16 protein-coding genes are annotated in these 19,916 nt (G+C 70.8%); 6 read left to right on the plus strand and 10 right to left on the minus strand.

Features of this window, described 5'->3' with window-relative positions:
• Positions 1–33: 33 nt before the first annotated feature.
• Positions 34–588: a GNAT family N-acetyltransferase gene (locus OG905_RS07810; RefSeq protein ID WP_328666949.1), complete on the minus strand. Its 555-nt coding sequence runs from the start codon at positions 586–588 to the stop codon at positions 34–36.
• A gap of 187 nt (positions 589–775) precedes the next feature.
• Here OG905_RS07810 and OG905_RS07815 point away from each other — a divergent pair, with 187 nt between their 5' ends.
• Positions 776–1,522 (plus strand): GntR family transcriptional regulator, encoded by a 747-nt coding sequence (locus tag OG905_RS07815; protein WP_328666950.1) that lies wholly within the window; start codon positions 776–778, stop codon positions 1,520–1,522.
• 64 nt (positions 1,523–1,586) lie between these two features.
• Positions 1,587–2,657: an adenosine deaminase gene (locus OG905_RS07820; protein WP_328666951.1), complete on the plus strand. Its 1,071-nt coding sequence runs from the start codon at positions 1,587–1,589 to the stop codon at positions 2,655–2,657.
• 266 nt (positions 2,658–2,923) lie between these two features.
• Here the strand turns inward: OG905_RS07820 and OG905_RS07825 are convergent, their stop codons facing one another.
• The 8 genes from OG905_RS07825 to OG905_RS07860 form a co-directional block, all read right to left on the minus strand.
• Positions 2,924–3,856 (minus strand): S66 peptidase family protein, encoded by a 933-nt coding sequence (locus OG905_RS07825; RefSeq protein WP_328666952.1) that lies wholly within the window; start codon positions 3,854–3,856, stop codon positions 2,924–2,926.
• Positions 3,853–5,868: a S9 family peptidase gene (locus OG905_RS07830; protein ID WP_328666953.1), complete on the minus strand. Its 2,016-nt coding sequence runs from the start codon at positions 5,866–5,868 to the stop codon at positions 3,853–3,855. Before OG905_RS07830 ends, OG905_RS07825 begins: the two co-directional genes overlap by 4 nt.
• Positions 5,869–5,880: 12 nt before the next feature.
• Entirely contained in the window at positions 5,881–7,215 is a 1,335-nt protein-coding gene (locus OG905_RS07835; protein ID WP_328666954.1) for a M20/M25/M40 family metallo-hydrolase, read from the minus strand.
• Positions 7,208–8,041 carry a M55 family metallopeptidase gene (locus OG905_RS07840; protein ID WP_328666955.1) on the minus strand — a complete coding sequence of 278 codons (834 nt, stop codon included), beginning with the start codon at positions 8,039–8,041 and terminating at the stop codon, positions 7,208–7,210. The genes OG905_RS07835 and OG905_RS07840 overlap by 8 nt, the downstream gene beginning before the upstream one ends.
• A gap of 214 nt (positions 8,042–8,255) precedes the next feature.
• Positions 8,256–8,981: a class I SAM-dependent methyltransferase gene (locus OG905_RS07845; RefSeq protein WP_328666956.1), complete on the minus strand. Its 726-nt coding sequence runs from the start codon at positions 8,979–8,981 to the stop codon at positions 8,256–8,258.
• A 127-nt stretch (positions 8,982–9,108) separates the two neighbouring features.
• Positions 9,109–11,508 carry an ATP-binding SpoIIE family protein phosphatase gene (locus tag OG905_RS07850; protein WP_328666957.1) on the minus strand — a complete coding sequence of 800 codons (2,400 nt, stop codon included), beginning with the start codon at positions 11,506–11,508 and terminating at the stop codon, positions 9,109–9,111.
• Between the two features lie 122 nt (positions 11,509–11,630).
• The gene (locus OG905_RS07855; protein WP_328666958.1) at positions 11,631–14,003 is read right to left on the minus strand and encodes an MFS transporter; all 2,373 of its coding nucleotides are present in this window, start codon (positions 14,001–14,003) and stop codon (positions 11,631–11,633) included.
• Between the two features lie 256 nt (positions 14,004–14,259).
• The gene (locus tag OG905_RS07860) at positions 14,260–14,703 is read right to left on the minus strand and encodes an SRPBCC family protein (protein WP_328666959.1); all 444 of its coding nucleotides are present in this window, start codon (positions 14,701–14,703) and stop codon (positions 14,260–14,262) included.
• A 192-nt stretch (positions 14,704–14,895) separates the two neighbouring features.
• On the opposite strand from OG905_RS07860, the gene OG905_RS07865 reads away from it, so the two are divergent.
• The 3 genes from OG905_RS07865 to OG905_RS07875 are packed head-to-tail and all read left to right on the plus strand — an operon-like array spanning position 14,896 to position 16,894.
• Positions 14,896–15,933 (plus strand): Rv2578c family radical SAM protein, encoded by a 1,038-nt coding sequence (locus OG905_RS07865; protein WP_328666960.1) that lies wholly within the window; start codon positions 14,896–14,898, stop codon positions 15,931–15,933.
• Between the two features lie 35 nt (positions 15,934–15,968).
• Positions 15,969–16,376 carry a RidA family protein gene (locus tag OG905_RS07870; protein ID WP_328666961.1) on the plus strand — a complete coding sequence of 136 codons (408 nt, stop codon included), beginning with the start codon at positions 15,969–15,971 and terminating at the stop codon, positions 16,374–16,376.
• The gene (locus tag OG905_RS07875) at positions 16,376–16,894 is read left to right on the plus strand and encodes a GNAT family N-acetyltransferase (protein ID WP_328666962.1); all 519 of its coding nucleotides are present in this window, start codon (positions 16,376–16,378) and stop codon (positions 16,892–16,894) included. Before OG905_RS07870 ends, OG905_RS07875 begins: the two co-directional genes overlap by 1 nt.
• A gap of 271 nt (positions 16,895–17,165) precedes the next feature.
• On the opposite strand, the gene OG905_RS07880 is transcribed toward OG905_RS07875, so the two are convergent.
• The gene (locus OG905_RS07880; RefSeq protein WP_328666963.1) at positions 17,166–17,732 is read right to left on the minus strand and encodes an adenylosuccinate lyase; all 567 of its coding nucleotides are present in this window, start codon (positions 17,730–17,732) and stop codon (positions 17,166–17,168) included.
• Between the two features lie 334 nt (positions 17,733–18,066).
• Here OG905_RS07880 and OG905_RS07885 point away from each other — a divergent pair, with 334 nt between their 5' ends.
• Complete coding sequence (locus OG905_RS07885; protein WP_328666964.1) at positions 18,067–19,848, plus strand: 3-hydroxyacyl-CoA dehydrogenase family protein; 1,782 nt, start codon at positions 18,067–18,069, stop codon at positions 19,846–19,848.
• The last annotated feature ends 68 nt before the right edge of the window (positions 19,849–19,916 follow it).

Genomic DNA, 19,916 nt, shown 5'->3' on the forward strand with positions numbered 1-19,916 from the left:
CGCCCGTTCTGCGGATCTTCAATGCACTGACGGTCAGCGGTCGAGCATCTCGCTGGTGATCGCCCAGCGTTCGTGGTCGCGCCAGGCGCCGTCGATGAAGAGGAAGGCGGGCGAGAAGCCCTCCAGGCGGAAGCCCGCACCGCGCACGAGCCCGATGGAAGCCGCGTTCAGCGGCTGGATATTGGCCTCGAGACGGTGCAGGCCCATCACGCCGAAGGCGTATCGCACGACCAGGCCGAGGCCCTCGCCCATCAGGCCGCGGCCGACGGCGTGCGCGAAGGCGCCGTAGCCGATCGCCGCGGAGCGGAAGCCGCCCGCGACGATGTTGTTGATGTTGATGAAGCCCGCGATCCCGCCGGACTCCCGTTCGCAGACGAGGAATCCGGCCTTGGTCGGGTCCTCGATGAGCTTCTGCGCGTAGAGGGCGTAGGTCTCGGCCGTGGCGGGCGGAAAGAGCCAGGGCCGGTGGTATTCCGTGCTCCGGCGCACCAGCTCGGTGAATTCCTCGCCGTCCTCGTACGTGTAGTGGCGGATGCCGACCCGTGGGCCCGTGGTGAGGTACGGGGAGGCGGAGGAGGTCTCGGCCATCGCGCCAGCCTAATCGGATCCTGGTCCCACGAGGGCGGTGGAGCGGGCCGTACGGGTGAGGCGCCCGGTGCGTCAGTGGTGGGGAGCACCAGCTGCAGCTCGTCCCGCGTATCGATCAACCTTGTCTGACAAGTAGCAGCCACATAGATTGGTATCTACTTGCTGACAAGTGAGCCGAGGAGGGTCAGTGGCAGTCAGCGGGCAGCAGCGAAGGCCGGTCGTCGTCCTGTACGAGCGGATCGCGGACGCCATCCACCAAGGCACCTATCCGCCCGGCTCCACCCTGCCGTCCGAGCCAAGGCTCGCGGGCGAGCTGGGGGTGAGCAGGCCCGCCCTGCGCGAGGCGCTGCTGCTGCTCCAGGAGGACGGGCTGCTCTCGGTACGCCGGGGAGTGGGCCGGACGGTCAACGACCGCCCTCCGCGGCGCGGTTACGAGCACATCCAGCCGCTGGAAGAGCTGCTGTCACCCGGCTCACCGCTACGGGTGCGGCCCCTGCTGCGTGCCGTGGAGGAGCCCACCGACTTCACCACCCAGCATCTGCTCGCGCCTGCCGGGGCCGAGCTGCAGTTCTGGGAGTCGCTGCTGGCCGGGGAGGGCACTGCGGCGGCGCTGAGCCACGAGTGGGCGGCCGCCGAGGAGGTCCTGGACCTGGCGCATCCGGCCTTCGCCGATGCACTGCGGGCCGCGCCCGCTCCGGCCTTCTCGATGCTCGCCGTCCTGGTCGGGGCATCCCGCGGGCTGACGCTGACCGGTCACAGCGGGGTGAGCGCGACGCTGCTCGGACAGCGGCGCGGCGAGCAGCTCGGCCGGGCGGCCGACACCCCTGCGGTGCTGGTCACCCAGGTGGTGCGGGTCGACGACACCCCGATCCTGGCCGCCAAGCACATGCTGCCGACCGGGGCGCCCGCCATGCCCGTACTCCAGTCGAACTGAGGGGGCCCAGCGGGGGGAGACGCCCGTCACGGCACCGTCCCCGGACGTGCCGTACACTCCCGGGATGCACTTGTCTGACATCATCCGCGCACCCAAGGCGGTCCTCCACGACCACCTGGACGGCGGTCTGCGCCCCGCCACGATCATCGAGCTGGCCCGGGAGTGCGGCTACCGCGAGCTGCCCACCGAGGACCCGGCCGAGCTGGCGGTCTGGTTCCGCGACGCCGCGGACTCCGGCTCCCTGGAGCGCTATCTGGAGACCTTCGCCCACACCTGCGCGGTGATGCAGACCCGCGAGGCGCTGGAGCGCATCGCGGCGGAGTGCGCCGAGGACCTGGCGGCGGACGGGGTCGTGTACGCCGAGGTGCGGTACGCCCCCGAGCAGCACCTGGAGCGCGGCCTGACCCTCGACGAGGTCGTCGACGCGGTCAACGCCGGCTTCCGCGAGGGCGAGCGCCGCACCGGCGGCCGGATCACGGTCCGCGCCCTGCTCACCGGCATGCGCCACACGGAACGCTCCCTGGAAATAGCCGAGTTGACGGTCGCCCACCGCGAGCGCGGGGTGGCCGGCTTCGACATCGCGGGCGGCGAGATCGGCAACCCGCCGTCCCGCCATCTGCCCGCGTTCCAGCATCTGAAGCGGCACAACTGTCACTTCACGATCCACGCGGGCGAGGCCGTCGGCGCCGAGTCCATCCACGAGGCGGTGCAGATCTGCGGCGCCGAGCGGATCGGCCACGGCGTCCGCATCACCGACGACATCACGGTGCACGACGACGGCACCGCGGACCTGGGCCACCTGGCCGCGTACGTACGGGACAACCGCATCGCTCTGGAGGTCTGCCCGACCTCCAACCTCCAGACGGGCGCCGCCAAGGACTATGCGACGCACCCCATCGACCTGCTGCGCCGCCTCGGCTTCCGGATCACGCTGAACACGGACAACCGGCTGGTCTCCGGCACCACGATGAGCCAGGAGTTCGGGCACATGGTGGACGCGTTCGGCTACGGGCCCGAGGTCTTCGAGGAGTTCACCGTCGCGGCGGTCGAGTCGGCGTTCCTGCCGCTGCCGGAGCGGCGCCGTCTGATCAACGAGGTGATCCGTCCCGGGTACGCGGCACTGTCGGCGGGCTAGTCCCCGTCCGGGAAGCGCGGCGCCTGCGGCGGGCTTCACCCCACCCCGCCCCTTCCCGTAACCGGGGCTCCGCCCCGGACCCCGCGCCTCAAACGCCGGCGGGGCTGAGTATTCAGCCCGTCCGGCGTTTGAGGACATGCGGCCGAAGGTCGCATACGGGGTCCGGGGCGAAGCCCTGTCCGGGGTCTGGGGGCTTGCCCCCAGTTCGGGAAGGGGCGGGGAGGGGAAAGCCCGCCGCAGGCGGACCCCCGCACCCCCGCACCCCCTCACCGCAGCGCCGGCTCGTCCAGCGTCAGTGTGCACGCGTCCGCGTCCAGCACCGCGGCCACCCCGAACGGCATCGTCAGCGCCGGCGCCCCGTGCCCGAAGCCCAGCTCCTCCACGACCGGTACGCCAAGGCCGCCGAGCCGGTCGAGCAGCACCGCCCGTACCTTCTCGTACGGACCGCACTCCTCCCACGATCCGAGCGCGACGCCCGCGACGCCCTCCAGCCATCCGGAGCGCAGCAGTTGGGTGAGGATCCGGTCGAGCCGGTAGTCCTCCTCGCCCACGTCCTCGATCAGCAGCAGACCTCCGCGTGCCGACGGCCGGGCGTGCGGGGTGCCGAGTTCCGCCGCGAGCAGGCTCACACAGCCGCCGAGGGTGACGCCCCGGGCCCGGCCGGGGACCATGGTGCGGGCCGTCTCCAGGCCCAGGGTGCGTACCGACTCGGGCTCGAAGAGCGTGGCCCGCAGCGACTCCCGGGTGCGTTCGTCCTTGAGGAAGGTGAGCGCGCCGGCCATCGGCCCGTGCAGTGTGGCCAGGCCCGTCCGGACGGCGAAGGCCTCATGGAGCGCGGTGACGTCGCTGCAGCCGACGAAGATCTTGGGACCGGCCGCGCGCATCGCACTCCAGTCGAGCAGGTCGACCATGCGCTGCGCGCCGTATCCGCCGCGTGCGCAGATCACCGCCGAGACCGACGGATCGCACCAGGCCCGGGTCAGATCACGGGCGCGGTCCTCGTCGGTCCCCGCGAGATACGGGAGCTGCGGGTGCCGCTCCCGGACGTGTGGCATCACGACGGGATCCAGGTCCCAGCCGCGCAGGATCTCCAGGCCCGCTTCGAGCCGGTCGTCGGGGACGGGACCGCTGGTCGACACGACGGCGATCTTGGCCCCGGGCCTCAGTCTCTCCGGCCGGGTCAGGGGCTTGAGGGTCACTTCTTCAGCTCCAGCAGCGGGACGTCGCGGCGGACGATGCGGAAGGTCTGGGCGTAGAGGGACAGTTCGGACTCGAGCGCGCGGACCATGGTGTCGGCCCGACGGAAACCGTGGCCCTCGCCCTCGAAGGCGATGTAGGCGTGCGGGATGCCGCGGCCGGCCATCTGCGCCAGGAAACGCTCGCTCTGCACCGGTGGGCAGATCACGTCGTCGAGCCCTTGGAGCAGCAGGAACGGGACGGCGATCCGGTCGGTGTGCTGGAGCGGCGAGCGCTCGCGGTAGCGGCCGGGCACCTCGGCGGGCGGGCCGATCAGCGACTCCAGATACCGCGACTCGAAGTCGTGGGTCTCGCCGTCCGCCCAGCTCATCAGGTCGAGAACCGGATAGATAATGGTGCCGCAGGCGTAGATGTCGGTGGTGGCGAGGGAGGCCGCAGTGGTCCAGCCGCCGGCGCTGCCGCCGCGGATGGCCAGGCGCGCGGGATCCGCCGTGCCCTCGGCGGCCAGGGTCTCGGCGACGGCCGCGCAGTCCTCGACGTCGACGACGCCCCACTGCTCGCGCAGCCGCTCGCGGTACTCGCGGCCGTACCCGGTGGAGCCGCCGTAGTTGACCACGGCGACGCCGATGCCGCGCGAGGTGAAGTAGGCGATCTCCAGATTGAGGACGAGCGGGGCATGACCGGTGGGGCCGCCGTGCGCCGACACCACATAGGGCGGCAGTTCCTCGTCGGGAGCGATCCGGTCGGGGCTGTGGGGCGGGTAGATATGGGCGTGGATCTCGCGGTTGTCGGGGCCGGTGAAGGTGCGGATCTGCGGCTCCGGGTAGTACACCGGGTCCACCGGGTCGTCGTGCGCCGAGCCGATGACCCGGGTCCGCCCGGTGCGCGTGTCGAGCTCCACGACTTCGTACGCGCTGCGCGGGCTGGCCGCGACTCCGATCACCCGGTCTCCGTGCACGGCGAGGGTGGACGCCCACTCGGTCCAGGGCCCCGCGGCGTCGACGAGCTCACCGGTCTCCGGGTCGAGTATGCCGAGGGCGGTGGTGCCCTTGCCGTGGATGACGGCGATCAGTCCGTTCTCCAGCGGGTGGAACCACTTGAGGCCGATCTTCCACAGCGGCCCGCCGAACTCCTCCCCGCGGCCGGGGCACAGGCCGGTGCCGGGCACGAAGCCCGGCCCCGCGCCCGGCCCGAGCGCGTCCGGCCGGACCCGTTGCAGCTCCCACCAGTTGCTCACGTCGGAGACGAAGAGGAGCGAGCCGTCCGGGGCCCAGTCCACCTGGCACACCGATTCGTCCGTGTCCCCGACGACCGGCCGGACCCCGCCGAAGGGCCCGTCCTCGCTCACCTCGCCGAGCATGACGACGGTGCCGTCCCAGGGCATCTGCGGATGGTCCCAGGCGATCCAGGCGGCGTGCCGCCCGTCCGGCGAGAGCCGCGGCCCGGTGACGAAGCGGTGCCGGTCGTCGCAGAGTTCCCGCACCGCCCCGCGGTCCGTTGCCGCGGAGCCGTCCAGGGGCACGGCCGCGATCACCCGGCGTACGTCGGTGGGCCCCTCGCCGGTGAACTCCTCCAGTACGCACCAGACTTCGCCCCGCTCCGGGAGGAGCTGGGGGTCGGCCCAGCGCAGTCCGCCGCCGACCGGGGACAGGGGGGTGAGCGGGCGCGGGGCGGCCTCCGGTGCATCCGGCTCGTACGCGTACAGCCGCTGGTCGGGGAAGTGCACGAAGACGACGAGGGGCCCGCCGCCGGCGCGCCGGGCCCCGGCCCAGGGGTGCCCGCCGTACTCGATGACCCTGCTGCGTACATTCCACGGGGCGGGGAGCACCGACTCCTCCGCGCCGTCGGCCCGTCGGCGCACCAGGGCACGTCTGCCGCCTTCGGTGGGGCGCGGCGCGGTCCACCACACCTCGTCGCCGATCATGCCGAGGAACTCCGGGCGCCCGTCGTGCGAGGCGGCGAGTACCGCGTCGATCGGCGACGGCCAGGTTCCGTAGGCTCCCGTGGGTACCATGACCGACTCCCCCTATGCGGACCGCAGATAGTGGTCGAGAACCTTGACCCCGAAGTGCAGCGCCTCGACCGGGACGCGCTCGTCGACCCCGTGGAACATGGCCGCGTAGTCGAAGCCGACGGGGAGCTTCAGCGGCGAGAATCCGTACCCGGTGATGCCGAGGCGGGAGAACTGCTTGGCGTCGGTGCCGCCCGGCGTGCAGTACGGCACGACATGGCCGTCCGGGTCGAAGAGTTCGACGGCCGCGCGCATCTTGGCGTACGCCGGGGAGTCGAGGGGGGCCTGCAGGGCCACCTCGCGGTGGTGGAACTCCCAGTCGACGTCCGGACCGGTCAGCAGGTCGAGGGTGTCCTTGAACTCGTCCTCGCCGCCGGGCAGCATCCGCCCGTCGACATAGGCGGTCGCGTGCCCCGGGATCACATTGAGCTTGTAACCGGCTTCGAGCATCGTCGGGTTGGCGCTGTTGCGGACGGTGGGCTCGACCAGGGCGGCGGCCCGGCCGAGCTTGGCGATCAGCGCGTCGGCGTCGAAGCCGTCCGCCTCGACATCGACATCGATGCCGTGCAGCCGGGCTAGCTCGGCCAGCGCGGCCCGTACGGTCGGGGTGAGGCGCAGCGGCCACTCGTACTCGCCGATCCGCGTGATTGCCGCGGCCAGCCGGGTCACCGCGTTGGCGCGGTTGACCTTGGAGCCGTGTCCGGCCGTGCCGTGAGCGGTGAGCTTGAGCCATGCCGTGCCGCGCTCACCGGCGCCGATCGGGTAGAGCGTCATCCCGGGTCCGGCGTGGAAGCTGAAGGCCCCGGATTCGCTGATTCCTTCCGTACACCCCTCGAAGAGGCCGGGGTGGTGATCGGCGAGGAAGCCCGAGCCGTCGATGGCGCTGGCCTCCTCGTCCGCGGTGTACGCGATCACGATGTCGCGCCGGGGCCGGATTCCGGCCCGCGCCCAGGCCCGGACGACGGCGAGGATCATCGCGTCCATGTTCTTCATGTCGACCGCGCCGCGGCCCCATACGACGCCGTCGCGGATCTCCCCGGAGAAGGGGTGCACGGCCCAGTCGGCGGGTTCGGCGGGCACCACGTCCAGATGACCGTGGACGAGAAGGGCGTCGGCGGAGGGGTCGGTTCCCTCGATCCGGGCGATGACATTGGTGCGCCCCGGGGTGCGCTCCAGCAGGGTGGGCTCAAGTCCGGCACCCGCGAGCCGCTCGGCGGCGTACTCGGCGGCGGGCCGCTCCTGGCAGTCGCCGCCGCCCTTGTTGGTGGTGTCGATCCGGATCAGCTCGGAGGTGAAGGTAACCACCTCGTCGAGCGCTTGACAGTCGATGGGCGTTGTCACGTCAGCCATACTGCTCCTCCACTGCCGCCGACACGATCGTTGTGACCGCTTTAAAGGTACGAATGCCCTCATACATCGTCTCGCTGGTGTACGCGACCCTGCGCTCACCGCTGCCCGCGACTCCCGGCACGACGGTGGCCGCGGCCGCGAGATGTTCCGCGTCGAACTCCAGCTCCACGGTGAACGGGCCGCCGCGCACCGGCTCGTGGCGCCCGGCCAGGGCCGTCGCCTCCTTGGCCGCCGCGCGGATGTCGGAAGCGGTCCGGCCCGGAGTGCGGCACACCGCCGCGTAGCGGGACACGTAATCCTTCACGGCGACCTTCCGGGCATCGGGCGCATAGGCGTCGGCGTCCACGCAGGTCAGATCGTCTCCGGTGACGAGCACCACCGGCACGCCGTACTCCGCGACCACATGCGCGTTGAGCAGCCCCTCGCTCGCTCGCATGCCGCCCAGCCACACGCCCGTGATCGAGTTGGCGAGATAAGTGTGCGCGAGCACACCCTCGGTGCCCGCGCCCGTGTGGTACCCGACGAAGGCGATGCCGTCCACGTCGCCGTGCTGCACACCCTCGACCATCGACAGCGACTTGTGCTTGCCGGTGAGCATCTCGACCCGGTCGTCCAGCCGCTCCAGCAGCAGATTGCGCATGGACCAGTGCGCTTCATTGATGAGAACGTCGTCGGCGCCACCGTCGTAGAACCCGAGCACCGCCGCGTTCACATCCGAGGTGAACATGGTCCGGCAGCGCTCCCACTGGGGCGTGCCGGGCAACACGTCGGCAGGCCAGGTCACACCGGTGGCGCCTTCCATGTCGGCGCTGATGAGGATCTTCACGGCATCACGGTACGCGTCGTTCAACAACCGGGCCAGGACTGATGGGGGTGCCAGTGGTCCGGTCGGCGGAAGCCCGGTCGGGGATCCCTCCCGGCTACTTTCGCTTATGTGCGACGTGTGCAAAGACCGGTGACGGCCGCGACGCGGGCTGCTCTACGGAACACGGCACTCTTCTCCTCAGCGGTCTCTCGACCGGGAAGAGGGCGGTGTAGCGCTATCCGTTCCGGCCGACGATCAGCCATTTCGAAGGGAGTTCGATCCGGGAGCCGTCCGCCGCGTACTCCGTTGTGGTCAGGGGCAGGTCACCGCTCCCGAGCACCTCGAGACCGGCGGTACGGAACAACTCGGCCACTTCCGCGTCGGCCACCGCGCCGGGCACGATGCCGTGCTTGAAGACCGGCTGGAGCTTCGGCGGGGGGCCCGACGGCAACTTCGCGAGGCCCATCAGCTTCTGGCCGGCCGCCTCGGCGAGCTCCACCACGAAGGCGCGTCCGCGCTCGCCGACGAGTGTGGCGATCGTGTCGACCAGCGGCCGACGGTCCTCGGGGTCGCACTGGTGCAGGACGCCGCGCATATAGACATTGGCGTCGCCCAGTTCCGTATGCAGCCGCGCCACCTGGTCCGCGTCCACGGCGTCGATCACCCGGAACAGCGCATCGCCCTGTTTGTCCTGCCTCCTGGCGAGTTCGATCGCGGCGGACGACAGGTCGACGCCGAGCACCTTCGGGAAGCGGTCGGCCAGGAAGAGCGTCTGGGTGCCGTTACCGCAGCCCAGGTCAAGGAGCGTCAGCCCGGGATGGTCCACAAGCGGTTCGTAGAGCGCGAGATGCAGTCCCGCGGTCAGCGCCGGCTCCGCGTCCCAGAAGACCGATCCGGGCTCCCCGGAGACCTCGCTCCAAAAGCCTTCCCAGGCGTTCTTGTACCGACTCGTCACGCTCATGACCAGCTCCCCACGGGTATGACACAGCGTCAAGATCGGTCTACCGCTCCGGGGTTGCGGCGACAAGCACCCAGCGCATTCCTTCACGTGGCGTTCGAGCGACAGGCCGAGACCCCTCGCACATCACCTACGGCAGCGCCAGCTCGAACCAGACCGTCTTGCCCTCCGTCGTGCGGCTCGTGCCCCACTCCCGCGCCAGGCTGCTCACCACCCGCAGTCCGCGCCCGAGCTCGTCGGCCGGGCGCGCGTCCAGCATGGCCGGCAGGTTGTGGTCCTCGTCGGCCACCTCGCACAGCAGGGATCCCGCCCGGACGAGGCGAAGCTCCGCGCTCCGGCCGCTCGCGTGCCGCACCGCATTGGTGACGACTTCGCTCACCAGCAGTTCCACGGTCTCGGTCAGCTCGGCGAGCCCCCAGGAGCGCAGCTGCCCGCGGACCAGGCGCCGTGCCCTGGCCGCCTCGCGCGGTTCACGGGACAGCTCCCAGACGGCCACGTCCTCGGGATCGATGCCGTTCAGCCGTGCCATCAGCAGGGCCACGTCGTCCTTGCGTCCGCCGCGGGTGTTCAGCGAGCGGATGATGGTGTCGCAGGCGTCGTCCATGGAGGCCGCGGGGTGCGCGGCCGACTCGCAGAGCGTCGCGAGCCCGACGCCGATGTCCTCGCCCCGCACCTCCACCAGGCCGTCCGTGCACATCACCAGGCGGTCGCCGGGCGCCACCGGCACGCGGACGCATCGGAAGGGCACTCCGCCGACACCGATCGGCGCTCCGGTCGGCAGATCGAGGAGTTCGCTGCGCCCGTCGGCCGCGCGGACGATCACTGGCGGTACATGGCCCGCGTTCGCCATCTGAAGCTCATTGCCGATCGGGTCGTACACCGCGTACAGACAGGTCGCGAGATAGTGCTCGCCCAGGCGCTGGGCCAGGTCGTCGAGATTGCGCAGGAGCTGCTCGGGCGGCAGATCCAGTGCGGCCATGGTCTGCACGGCCGTACGCAACTGGCCCATCATCGCGGCCGAATTGAGGCCGTGGCCCATCACATCGCCGACCACCAGCGCCGTACGCGAGCCGGGCAGCTTGATGGAGTCGAACCAGTCGCCGCCGACCCGGCCGAGCAGGGTGCCCGGCAGATAGCGGGTGGCCGTGTCGCATCCGGCCATCCGCGGGGTGACCTGCGGCAGCATCGAGTCCTGGAGGGTCTCGGCGACATTCTCCTGGTAGGTGTACATCCGGGCGTTGTCGAGGACGAGCCCGGCGCGCGCGGCCAGTTCCGCCCCCGTGACGCGGTCCATGTCGTTGAACAGGGCGCGCTCGGGGTGGCGCAGCAGAATCATGAAGCCGAGCACCACATTGCGCGCCTTCAGCGGAACGACCAGCATGGAACGTCCGCTGATGAGGGGCCGGATGTCACGCTTCTCGAACTGCGAGGCGATGGCCGTGCCCATCTGCTCGCTGATACGCGGCACCAGGACCGGGTCGCCGGTGGTCATGCACTGGAAGAACGGGGTGTGTTCGGGAAACGGCATGGATTCGCCGACCGGCACCACATCGTCCCAGCGGCCCGGCTCGTCCACATGCTCGAGCGCGACGCGGTGCCACATCGTCGTCGCGTCGGGCGGTCCGTCCGGGAAGCCCTCGCCGGCGATGACCTGTTCGCGCAGATAGGTGCCCGCGACATCGGTGAAGCGCGGCACGACGGCGGCGCTGACTTCCTGGATCGTACGGGCGAGGTCGAGGGACGAGCCGATGCGGCCGCTCACCTCGTTGAGGAATTCGAGCCGTTCGCGCACTGCGGCGTATTCGAGGTCCTGCTCGAGATCGGCCGTGTCCACCGCCCGGCCCGCGGCGGCCGCGGCTTCGGCGGCCTGCTGCCGCGCCTTGCGTTCCGCGCGGCGGGGCACTCCCCAGTCGGGTGTGACCGGCACCCGGTCGTGATGGCTGAACTCGAGCACCGGATAGCCGAGATCGAGGACCTGGGAGACGATCCGGGTCGACTCCTGGACGCTCATGCTCGGCAGGATCTCCGGGAGCCTGCGCGCCAGTTCGTCGGATCCGGGGAACTCGGTGTGCAGGGCGAAACCCGGAGCTATCCGCTCGACTCTCTGGTCCTCGCCCACGAACTGCGCGGCGTCCGCGGCCAGTACGAGCAGCCGCTCCTCGCCGGGGCCGACCATGGGATACGCCCACCACAGCACATCGACCCGCGCCCGTCCTGGCTCGGCGAGCCGGGCCCTGCCCGCCGCCGGATAGGACGTGAGGCCGTTCAGGGAAGCGTCGAGTCCGGGGCCGAGGCCGCCATAGCCGTCGTACGAGTCGTACTCGCCCTCGGGGGCCAGCGCTCCGGTGACCGGGAGCAGGTCGACGGCGGGCCTGCCCACCGCCTCCTCCCTGGTGGGGCCGAAAAGCCGCCGCGCACCGGTCGACCAGTGCGAGACCAAGCCGTCACCGTCCACGACGACCACGGCGAGCGGAATCCGGCCGGCCACGGCGTACTGCTGCGGCGGTGTCGGCGGAACACCACTGTCCATGGGTGGAAGGCTCCTTCCCCGCCGCAGTTCCTGCGGCCTTACCACCACGGTACGGCGCCGCGCACGCCCTGCGCCGGGCAACAGAGGAATAGGTTGTGCGCCCGCTCGTAACTGACGCCGGATCAGTCCTCGTGTCCCAGCTGGAGATCGCGCTCGGTGCGCCCCCCGCCCGCGACCTGCAGGACTGTGGCGACCGGCGGGTAACCTGCGGCGATGACCGTGTACTCGCCCGAGGAGAGGTCGACGAATCGGAAGGTGCCGTCGAGGCCGGTGGTGAGGGTGTCCACCACATTGCCCGCCACGTCGAGCAGAGTGACCCGGGCATCCTCGACCGGCCGGCCGCCACCGGCCCGTACCGTGCCCTTGAGTACCGCACCCCCCGCCAGCTCGACGTCCTGCCTCGTCTCGCGGGACGCCTGCACGCTCACGGGGAGCGCGGCGGGACGGAAGGCGGGGGCGCTCGCCGCGAGGGTGTACTCCCCCGCCACCAACTCCGTGAACTGATAGCCGCCTTCGCGGCCGCTGCGGGTCGAGGCGACGACATCGCCGCGTACGTCGGTGAGCGTGACGGCCGCGTCCCGCACGGGTGAGCCGTCCGCCGTCACGACGGTCCCGGCGAGGCGTCCGGCACCGCCGAGTACCACATCGAGTTCAACGGGCCGGTCGCCGACGGTGACAGTGACCGCCTGCGGCTGATGCCCGCCGGCCGCCGCGATCATCACGTACGAGCCGGAGCCCGGCACGCTCAGCGCGTACCGCCCGTCCTCGCCGCTCGCACCGCGCCCGATCTGGCTTCCGTACACGTCGATCAGGGTCAGGGCGGCGCGCGGGACGCCGCTGCCGTCGTGGTGCTGGACGGTTCCGCAGACCGGCACGCCGGAGGTGTACGCGGGCGCGCTGCGGGCCTTGGGCACGGACGCGGTTTCGGCGGAGGCGATGTGGGACACCAGCGGTTTCTCCTTGAGGAAGAAGGCGATGAACAGGCCGAGCGCGAGCACCGGCACCAGTAAGAGGAAGATCCGCGGCATCGCGTCTGCGTAGGCCTGGACATAGCCGTCGCGCAGCGCGGGCGGCAGGGCATGGACGAGCTGGGGAGTGATGGACTGCGGGTCCGGCAGGTCGGCGCCGGCCGGGAGGCGGTCGGCGAGGGCGCGAGTGAGGCGGTCGGCGAAGAGGGTGCCGAAGACGGCGGCTCCGACGCTGCCGCCGATCTGCCGGAAGTAGTTGTTGGCGCTGGTGGCGGTGCCGAGGTCGGCGGGCGGTACGGAGTTCTGCACGGCCAGGATCAGTACCGGCATCACCAGTCCGATGCCCACACCGAGCACGGCCTGCCCGATGCTGTGGTCCAGCCGCGGGGTGTCCCTGTCCAGCCGGGACAGCAGCCACATCCCGACGACCGAGACCGCGCTGCCGAGAACCGGATAGATCTTGTAGCGGCCGGTACGGGTGATGAGCCGGCCCGACACGATCGAGGCGACGACGATGCCGCCCATCATGGGCAGCATGAGCAGCCCGGACTCGGTGGCGCTGACGCCGTCGACCATCTGGAGGAAGGTCGGCAGATAGCTGGCCACGCCGAAGAGTGCGACGCCGACGACCGCGCCGACGAGGCTGGTGACCGTGAAGACCGAGTCGCGGAACAGCCGCAGCGGGATGATCGGTTCGGGGGCGTAGTTCTCAACGACGATGAGGAGCAGGGTGCATCCCACCGCCCCGGCCGCCAGTCCCAGGATGACGCGCGAGCCCCACGCGTACTGCGTGCCGCCCCAACTGGTCAGCAGAACAAGGAAGGTGGAGGCGGCGGCGAGGAACAGCGCGCCGAGGATGTCGAGCCGGCCGCGGGCCGCGGGCTTCGGGAGCTTCAGCACCGCGGTGATCACGAGCAGGGTGACCAGGCCGAGGGGCACGTTGAAGTAGAAGCACCAGCGCCAGGAGACATGGTCGGTGAAGTAGCCGCCGAGCAGGGGTCCCGCGACGGATGCGAGTCCGTAGGCCGCGCCGATGATTCCCATGAAGCGGCCGCGCGCTCTGGCCGGGACGATGTCCGCGATGATCGCCTGCACGCCGATCATGAGGCCGCCGGCGCCGATGCCCTGGATGGCGCGGAAGGCGATGAGCTGGTCCATGCTGCGCGACCGGCCGGCCAGTGCGGAGCCGATGACGAAGACGACGATCGCGAACTGGAAGACGCCTTTGCGGCCGAAGAGGTCGCCGAGCTTGCCGTAGAGGGGCAGGCCGATGGTGGCGGTGAGGAGATAGGCGGTGATCGCCCAGGGCATCCGTTCCAGGCCCTGGAGCTCGCCGACGATCTTCGGCAGGGCGGTGGCGACGATCATCTGCTCCAGCGCGGCGAGGAGCAGCGCGAGCATCAGACCGGTGAAGACGAGGCGTACCCGGCGGGGGCTGAGCGCGGTGCTCTCGGCAGGTCCGGGCGGTGGTGGCGGTGCGGCGGCCGGAGCGGCCTGTTCGTCCTGCACCAGAGTGATCCCGCCCACGTCACTGCTCCCCTCGTCGCGACTGCGCGGCGTAATTCTTCGCATTACACGCCAACGGGGAGCAAGCGGGACGTTATTGAGAACGGGGGCGCGTCGTGCGGTCCAACTCGCCCTGGCGGGGCGCGCGTCGGGCCCTCATCAGGGGCTTTCCCGCGACCCGTGGCGCGCGGGCGCATCACGGAGCCGCGGGGAAAACCACTCGAAACGGTGAGAGACGGTGAGAGTTGGAGTCGATTCCTTCTCGGCTACCTCTCGGCTACTTCTCGACCTCGGCGGCCAGCTTGGCGAGCACCGCGTCGTAAATCCGCCCAAGTCCCTTGGGGGCGAAGGTCCTTTCGAAGAATCCGCCGATGCCGCCCGCGCCGTTCCAGACACTGCTGACGACGGCCTTGGACCGGCCCTCGCCCGCCGGGGTGACCGTCCAGGTGGTGACCATCGAGGAGTTGCGGTCCTTCTCGACCAGCTGACCGTCGGTCGGCTCGGTCACTTCGAGGAGGCAGTCACGGATGCGCTTGCTGGTCGCCTGGAGTTTCCAGTGGACGAGGGTGCCCGCACCGTCGCCGCCCTCGCGGACCTCGTACTCACTGAAGTGCTCGGGCAGAAGCTTCGCGCGGGTGTTCTCGTAGTCGGCCAGCGCGTCGAACACCTTCTCCGCGTCCGCCGAGATGATCCGTTCCGTGGTGGCCTCGACCTGCGCCATTCCTGTTCCTCCAGCACTTCGTTCTTCGGGCGTGACTGCTAGCCAATCACCTCGGATGCGGCCGCCCAAATCCGCCTCGGGTCCGGTCCGGGTCCGGTTCGGGTCCGGTTCGGGTCGGTTCGGGGAACAGGGTTGCGGTGATCAAGGGAACAAGTGTTCTATTCTGTGGTCAGTGCTACCGAGGAGGCGTCCATGCGCTGGGACAATCTGGTCGAGAACCCCCGGGCGGCCGGGGACACCGCGCTCTTCGCGACGTCGGCGGTGACCACCAGAACCTTCGACACACCCGAATTCCGCGGCATCACCTTTCATGAGATCCGCGCCCGGTCGATCCTGAACCGGGTGCCGGGCGCATCGCGAATGCCGTTCGAGTGGACCGTCAACCCCTATCGGGGCTGCACGCACGCGTGCGTCTACTGCTTCGCCCGCAAGACCCACAGCTATCTGGACCTCGACACCGGGCTCGACTTCGACTCCCAGATCGTCGTGAAGATCAACGCGCCGGAGCTGCTGCGCCGGCAGCTCGCTTCCCGGCAGTGGCAGGGCGCGCATGTCGCGATGGGGACGAACGTCGACTGCTACCAGCGCGCAGAGGGCCGCTACCGGCTGATGCCCGGCATCATCTCCGCCCTGCGCGACCACGCCAATCCCTTCTCGATCCTCACCAAGGGCACGCTGATCCTGCGCGATCTGGAGCTGCTGCGGCAGGCGGCCGAGGTGACCGAGGTGGGCATCTCCGTCTCCGTCGGCTTCACCGACCGCGAACTGTGGCGCACCGTCGAGCCCGGCACGCCCTCGCCCGAGCGCCGCCTCGACGTGGTGCGCACCCTCACCGACAACGGCATCGGCTGCGGGGTGCTGATGGCGCCGGTCATCCCGTTCCTGGGCGACCACCCGGATCAATTGCGCGCCACAGTCCGGGCGATCGCCGCCTCCGGGGCGACATCGGTGACCCCGCTCGTGCTCCATCTGCGGCCCGGCGCACGCGAGTGGTTCATGGCCTGGGTGGCGCAGCACCATCCGCATCTGGTGCAGCGCTACGAGCGGCTGTACGCGGAGGGGGCGTACGCCCCGAAGTGGTACCAGCGCCGGATCACGCGCCATGTCCATGAGCTGGCCACGGAGTTCGGGATAGGGCCGGCGGACCGGGGCATGCCGCGGCGCATTCCGGTGCCGCAGGAGCCGGATCCGGCGGCTCTTCCGGAGCCGACGCAGCTGACGCTGCTCTGAGCCGGATTGTCAGTGCCGTACGCAAGGATGGACGCATGACTTCGCGACTCACCCGTGTACAGGCCCCCGAAGGCGTCGCCCCCGGCACCGGATACAGCCATGTCGTCTGGGGCACCGGCCGGTTCGTGGCGGTATCCGGGCAGTGCGCCCTCGACGAGGCCGGCAAGGTCGTGGGCGAGGGGGACCCGGCGGCGCAGGCCACGCAGGTCTTCGAGAACCTCCGCCGCTGTCTGGCCGCGGCGGGCGCGTCCTTCGACGACGTGGTCAAGCTGACCTATTTCGTCACGGACGTGGCGCATCTGCCGGCGGTCCGGGCGGCGCGCGACGCGGTGATCGACGCGGGACGGCTCCCGGCGAGCTCGGCGGTCCAGGTGGCCGCGCTCTTCCGGCCCGAACTGCTCGTGGAGATCGAGGCGTTCGCGCTCGTCGGGGAGAGCGAGTGATGGACGTCCGGGTGCGGGACATGACGCTCGACGACGTCGAGGCCGTCGCGACCATCCGGGTGCGCGGCTGGCAGTTCGCCTACGACGGGCTGATGCCGGCGTCGTATCTCGACGCGATGAGCGTGGAGGAGGACGCGGCGCGGCGTCGCGAATTCCTCAAGGACGGCAGCGTGGTGACCAATCTGGTCGCCGAGCGGGACGGCGAAGTGGTCGGCTGGGGCTGCTTCGGACCGAGCAGGGACGAGGGCCGGCCGGCCGGGCTGTGCGAGCTCTACGCGATATACGTACTGCCGGACCGGGTCTCCACGGGGGTGGGGCGGGCGCTGATGGACGAGCTGACGGGGCGGGCCGAGGCGGACGGTTTTGAGCGGATGCTGCTGTGGGTCCTGAAGGAGAACGACCGCGCCCGCCGCTTCTACGGCAAGGCGGGCTTCGCCCCGGACGGCGCGGAGGAGCCGTTCGAGGTGGAGGGCGTCAAGGTCCCGGAAGTCCGGTACGCGCGACGCCTCAACGGCTAGGCCGTTGCTGGGGTGTCCCCCACCCCGCCCTCCCCCTACGGCCTGGCGGCCGTGGGAGGTACCCCCATCCCGTAACTGGGGGCAAGCCCCCAGACCCCCGGACGGGGCTTCGCCCCGGACCCGTATGCGACCTTCGGCCGCATGTCCTCAATCGCCGGACGGGCTGAAATTTCCGCCGGCGATTGAGGCGCGGGGAGGTTGGGGGTCCCCCCGGACGGAGTCTGGGGGAGGGCGGGTAGGGGAACAGGCCGCCGCAGGCGCCGACCCCACGTCACGCCAGCCGCGCCAGCGCCGCCTCCGCCGCCGCGGTCAGACGCGGATGCGCCCGCGCCGACCTGAGAATCTCCCCCGCCCGCTTGTCGCCCAGCGCGCCCAGGCCCTCGACGCACGCGAGAGCCAGTCTCCAGTGCGGGTCGCCCGGGGCCAGCCTTCGCCGCAGGACGATGACCAGGGCCGGCAGGGACTCGGGTGCCCTCAAGCGCGTGAGCAGGCGTACGGGGACCAGCGCATAGGCGACCCGCAGCTCGTTCGTGGCGAGGGCGGCCGCGGCACGCGGCGTGCGGGGGTCGGCCAGCCGGGACAGGGCGTGCGCGGCCGAGACACAGCGTTCGGGGTCGCGGTGGTTCAGGAGCAGGACCAGGGCCTCGAAGGCCCGCCGGTCCCCCGCGCAGCCGAGCCGGAAGGCGGCCATCTCGCGCACCCACAGGGGCCTTTCCTGTTCCGTGAGGACGCCCGCGAGCTCCTCCCGGTCCTCGGTGGTCAGCAGTCTTTCGTATGCCACCGAGCCGCCCGACTCGCCGCGAAGCCGCTGCGCCAGTGCCCGTAACTCCTCATCCATGGCGGCCAGGGTAGCCGCGCCACGTCGGCGATCCAGATCACATCGCCTCACCCCTGGCGCGCTCGTTACTCGCGAGTTAATCTCAAGTGAGCGGGTAACCCCCGCACAGCTCACGGTGGCCTGGTGACGCAGCCGCCGCGAGTGTTTGTCGGTTCGGCAGTTCCTGCACGACGTACGACGCGACTCCGGGACAGAGTCCGTCGGCCCGCACCACGACACGTATGTCATCCGGTGCGGTGATTTCTCCGTGCGCCCAACGCCCCTTGGCGTTCTTGCCCGCGCTCCGCCTGCGCGGCTCCCCTCATCAGTCGTCACTCATCCCTGGAGTCCCCCGATGGACACCCCTCTCCACACCATTGCCGTCGTCGGCCTCGGCACCATGGGCACCGGCATCGCCGAGGTCCTTGCCCGCGCCGGACGCGAGGTCATCGGCATCGACATCAGCGACGCCGCCGCCCGCCGGGCCGTCAGCGCCCTGGAGGCCTCCACCGCCCGCGCCGTCGAGCGCGAGCGGATGACCGAGGAGGAGCGCCGGAACACCCTCGCCCGTTTCCGCACCTTCTCCGATCTGCAGGCCGCCGCCGATGCGGACCTCGTGATCGAGGTCGTGTCCGAGTCGTACGAGGCCAAGCAGCAGGTCTTCCGCGCCCTGGACTCCGTCGTCCGCCCCGACGCCATCCTCGCGACCGGCACCAACGCGCTGTCGGTCACCCGGCTCGCCGCCGACTCCGAGCACCCCGAGCGCGTGCTCGGCCTGCACTTCTTCAACCCGGCCCCGGCGATGAAGCTGGTCGAGGTCGTCTCCTCGGTGCTGACCGCTCCGGCCGCCGTCGAAGCGGTCACCGTGCTCGCCCGTGAGCTCGGCAAGGAGCCCGTCGCGGTCGGCGACCGGCCCGGCTTTGTCGCCGACGGGCTGCTGTTCGGCTATCTCAACCAGGCCGCCGCGATGTACGAGGCCAAGTACGCCTCCCGCGAGGACATCGACGCCGCGATGAAGCTCGGCTGCGGACTGCCGATGGGCCCGCTCGCCCTGCTCGACCTGATCGGCATCGACACGGCCCGTACCGTCCTTGACGCGATGTACGCCGAGTCCCGCGACCGGCTGCACGCCCCCACACCCATCCTCAAGCAGCTCAGCGAGGCGGGCCTGACCGGCCGCAAGTCGGGCCGCGGCTTCTACACCTATGCCGCCCCGGGCACCGGGGACGTGGTGCCGGACGCGCTCACCCCGCAGCCGGCGGCCGAGGCGTCGGGCGGCCGCAAGGTCAGCTCCGTCGGCGTCGCCGGTTCCGGCACGATGGCGAGCGGCATCGCCGAGGTCTTCGCCAAGGCCGGTTACGACGTGGTGCTCGCCGCCCGCGGCCTGGAGAAGGCCGAGACCGCCAAGTTCCGTATCGCCAAGTCGCTTTCGCGCTCCGTCGACAAGGGCCGGATGACGGCCGCGGCGCGCGAGGAGACGCTCGCGAGGATCACCCCGGCCGGTTCACTCGACGCCTTCGCCGATGTCGACCTCGCGGTCGAGGCGGTCGCCGAGGACCTGGAGATCAAGCAGCAGCTCTTCGGCACCCTGGACAAGATCTGCAAGGCGGGCGCGGTGCTCGCCACCACCACCTCCTCGCTGCCCGTCGTCGCCTGCGCCCGCGCCACCTCGCGCCCGCAGGACGTCATCGGAATGCACTTCTTCAACCCGGCCCCGGCGATGAAGCTGGTCGAGGTGGTCCGTACGGTCCTCACCTCCGACGACGTCCACGCCACGGTCCGCGAGGTCACCACGAAGATCAGGAAGCACCCGGTGGACTGCGGCGACCGGGCCGGTTTCATCGTGAACGCCCTGCTCTTCCCGTACCTCAACAACGCGATCAAGATGGTCCAGGAGCACTACGCCACCCTGGACGACATCGACGCCGCGATGAAACTGGGCGGCGGCTATCCGATGGGCCCCTTCGAGCTGCTCGACGTGGTCGGGCTCGATGTCTCGCTCGCCATCGAGAAGGTGCTGCACCGCGAGTTCCGCGACCCGGGCCTGGCCCCGGCGCCACTGCTGGAGCACCTGGTGGCCGCGGGCTGCCTCGGCCGCAAGACTGGTCGCGGTTTCCGCGAATATGCCCGGCGCTGATCGCGAAGCGGGCTGGGGCGGGCTGCTCGATCCCTCGGGCGGCCCGCCCGATGCCCCCGGGGCACGGC

This window comes from Streptomyces sp. NBC_00322 (genome assembly GCF_036147535.1).
Taxonomy (GTDB): Bacteria; Actinomycetota; Actinomycetes; order Streptomycetales; family Streptomycetaceae; genus Streptomyces.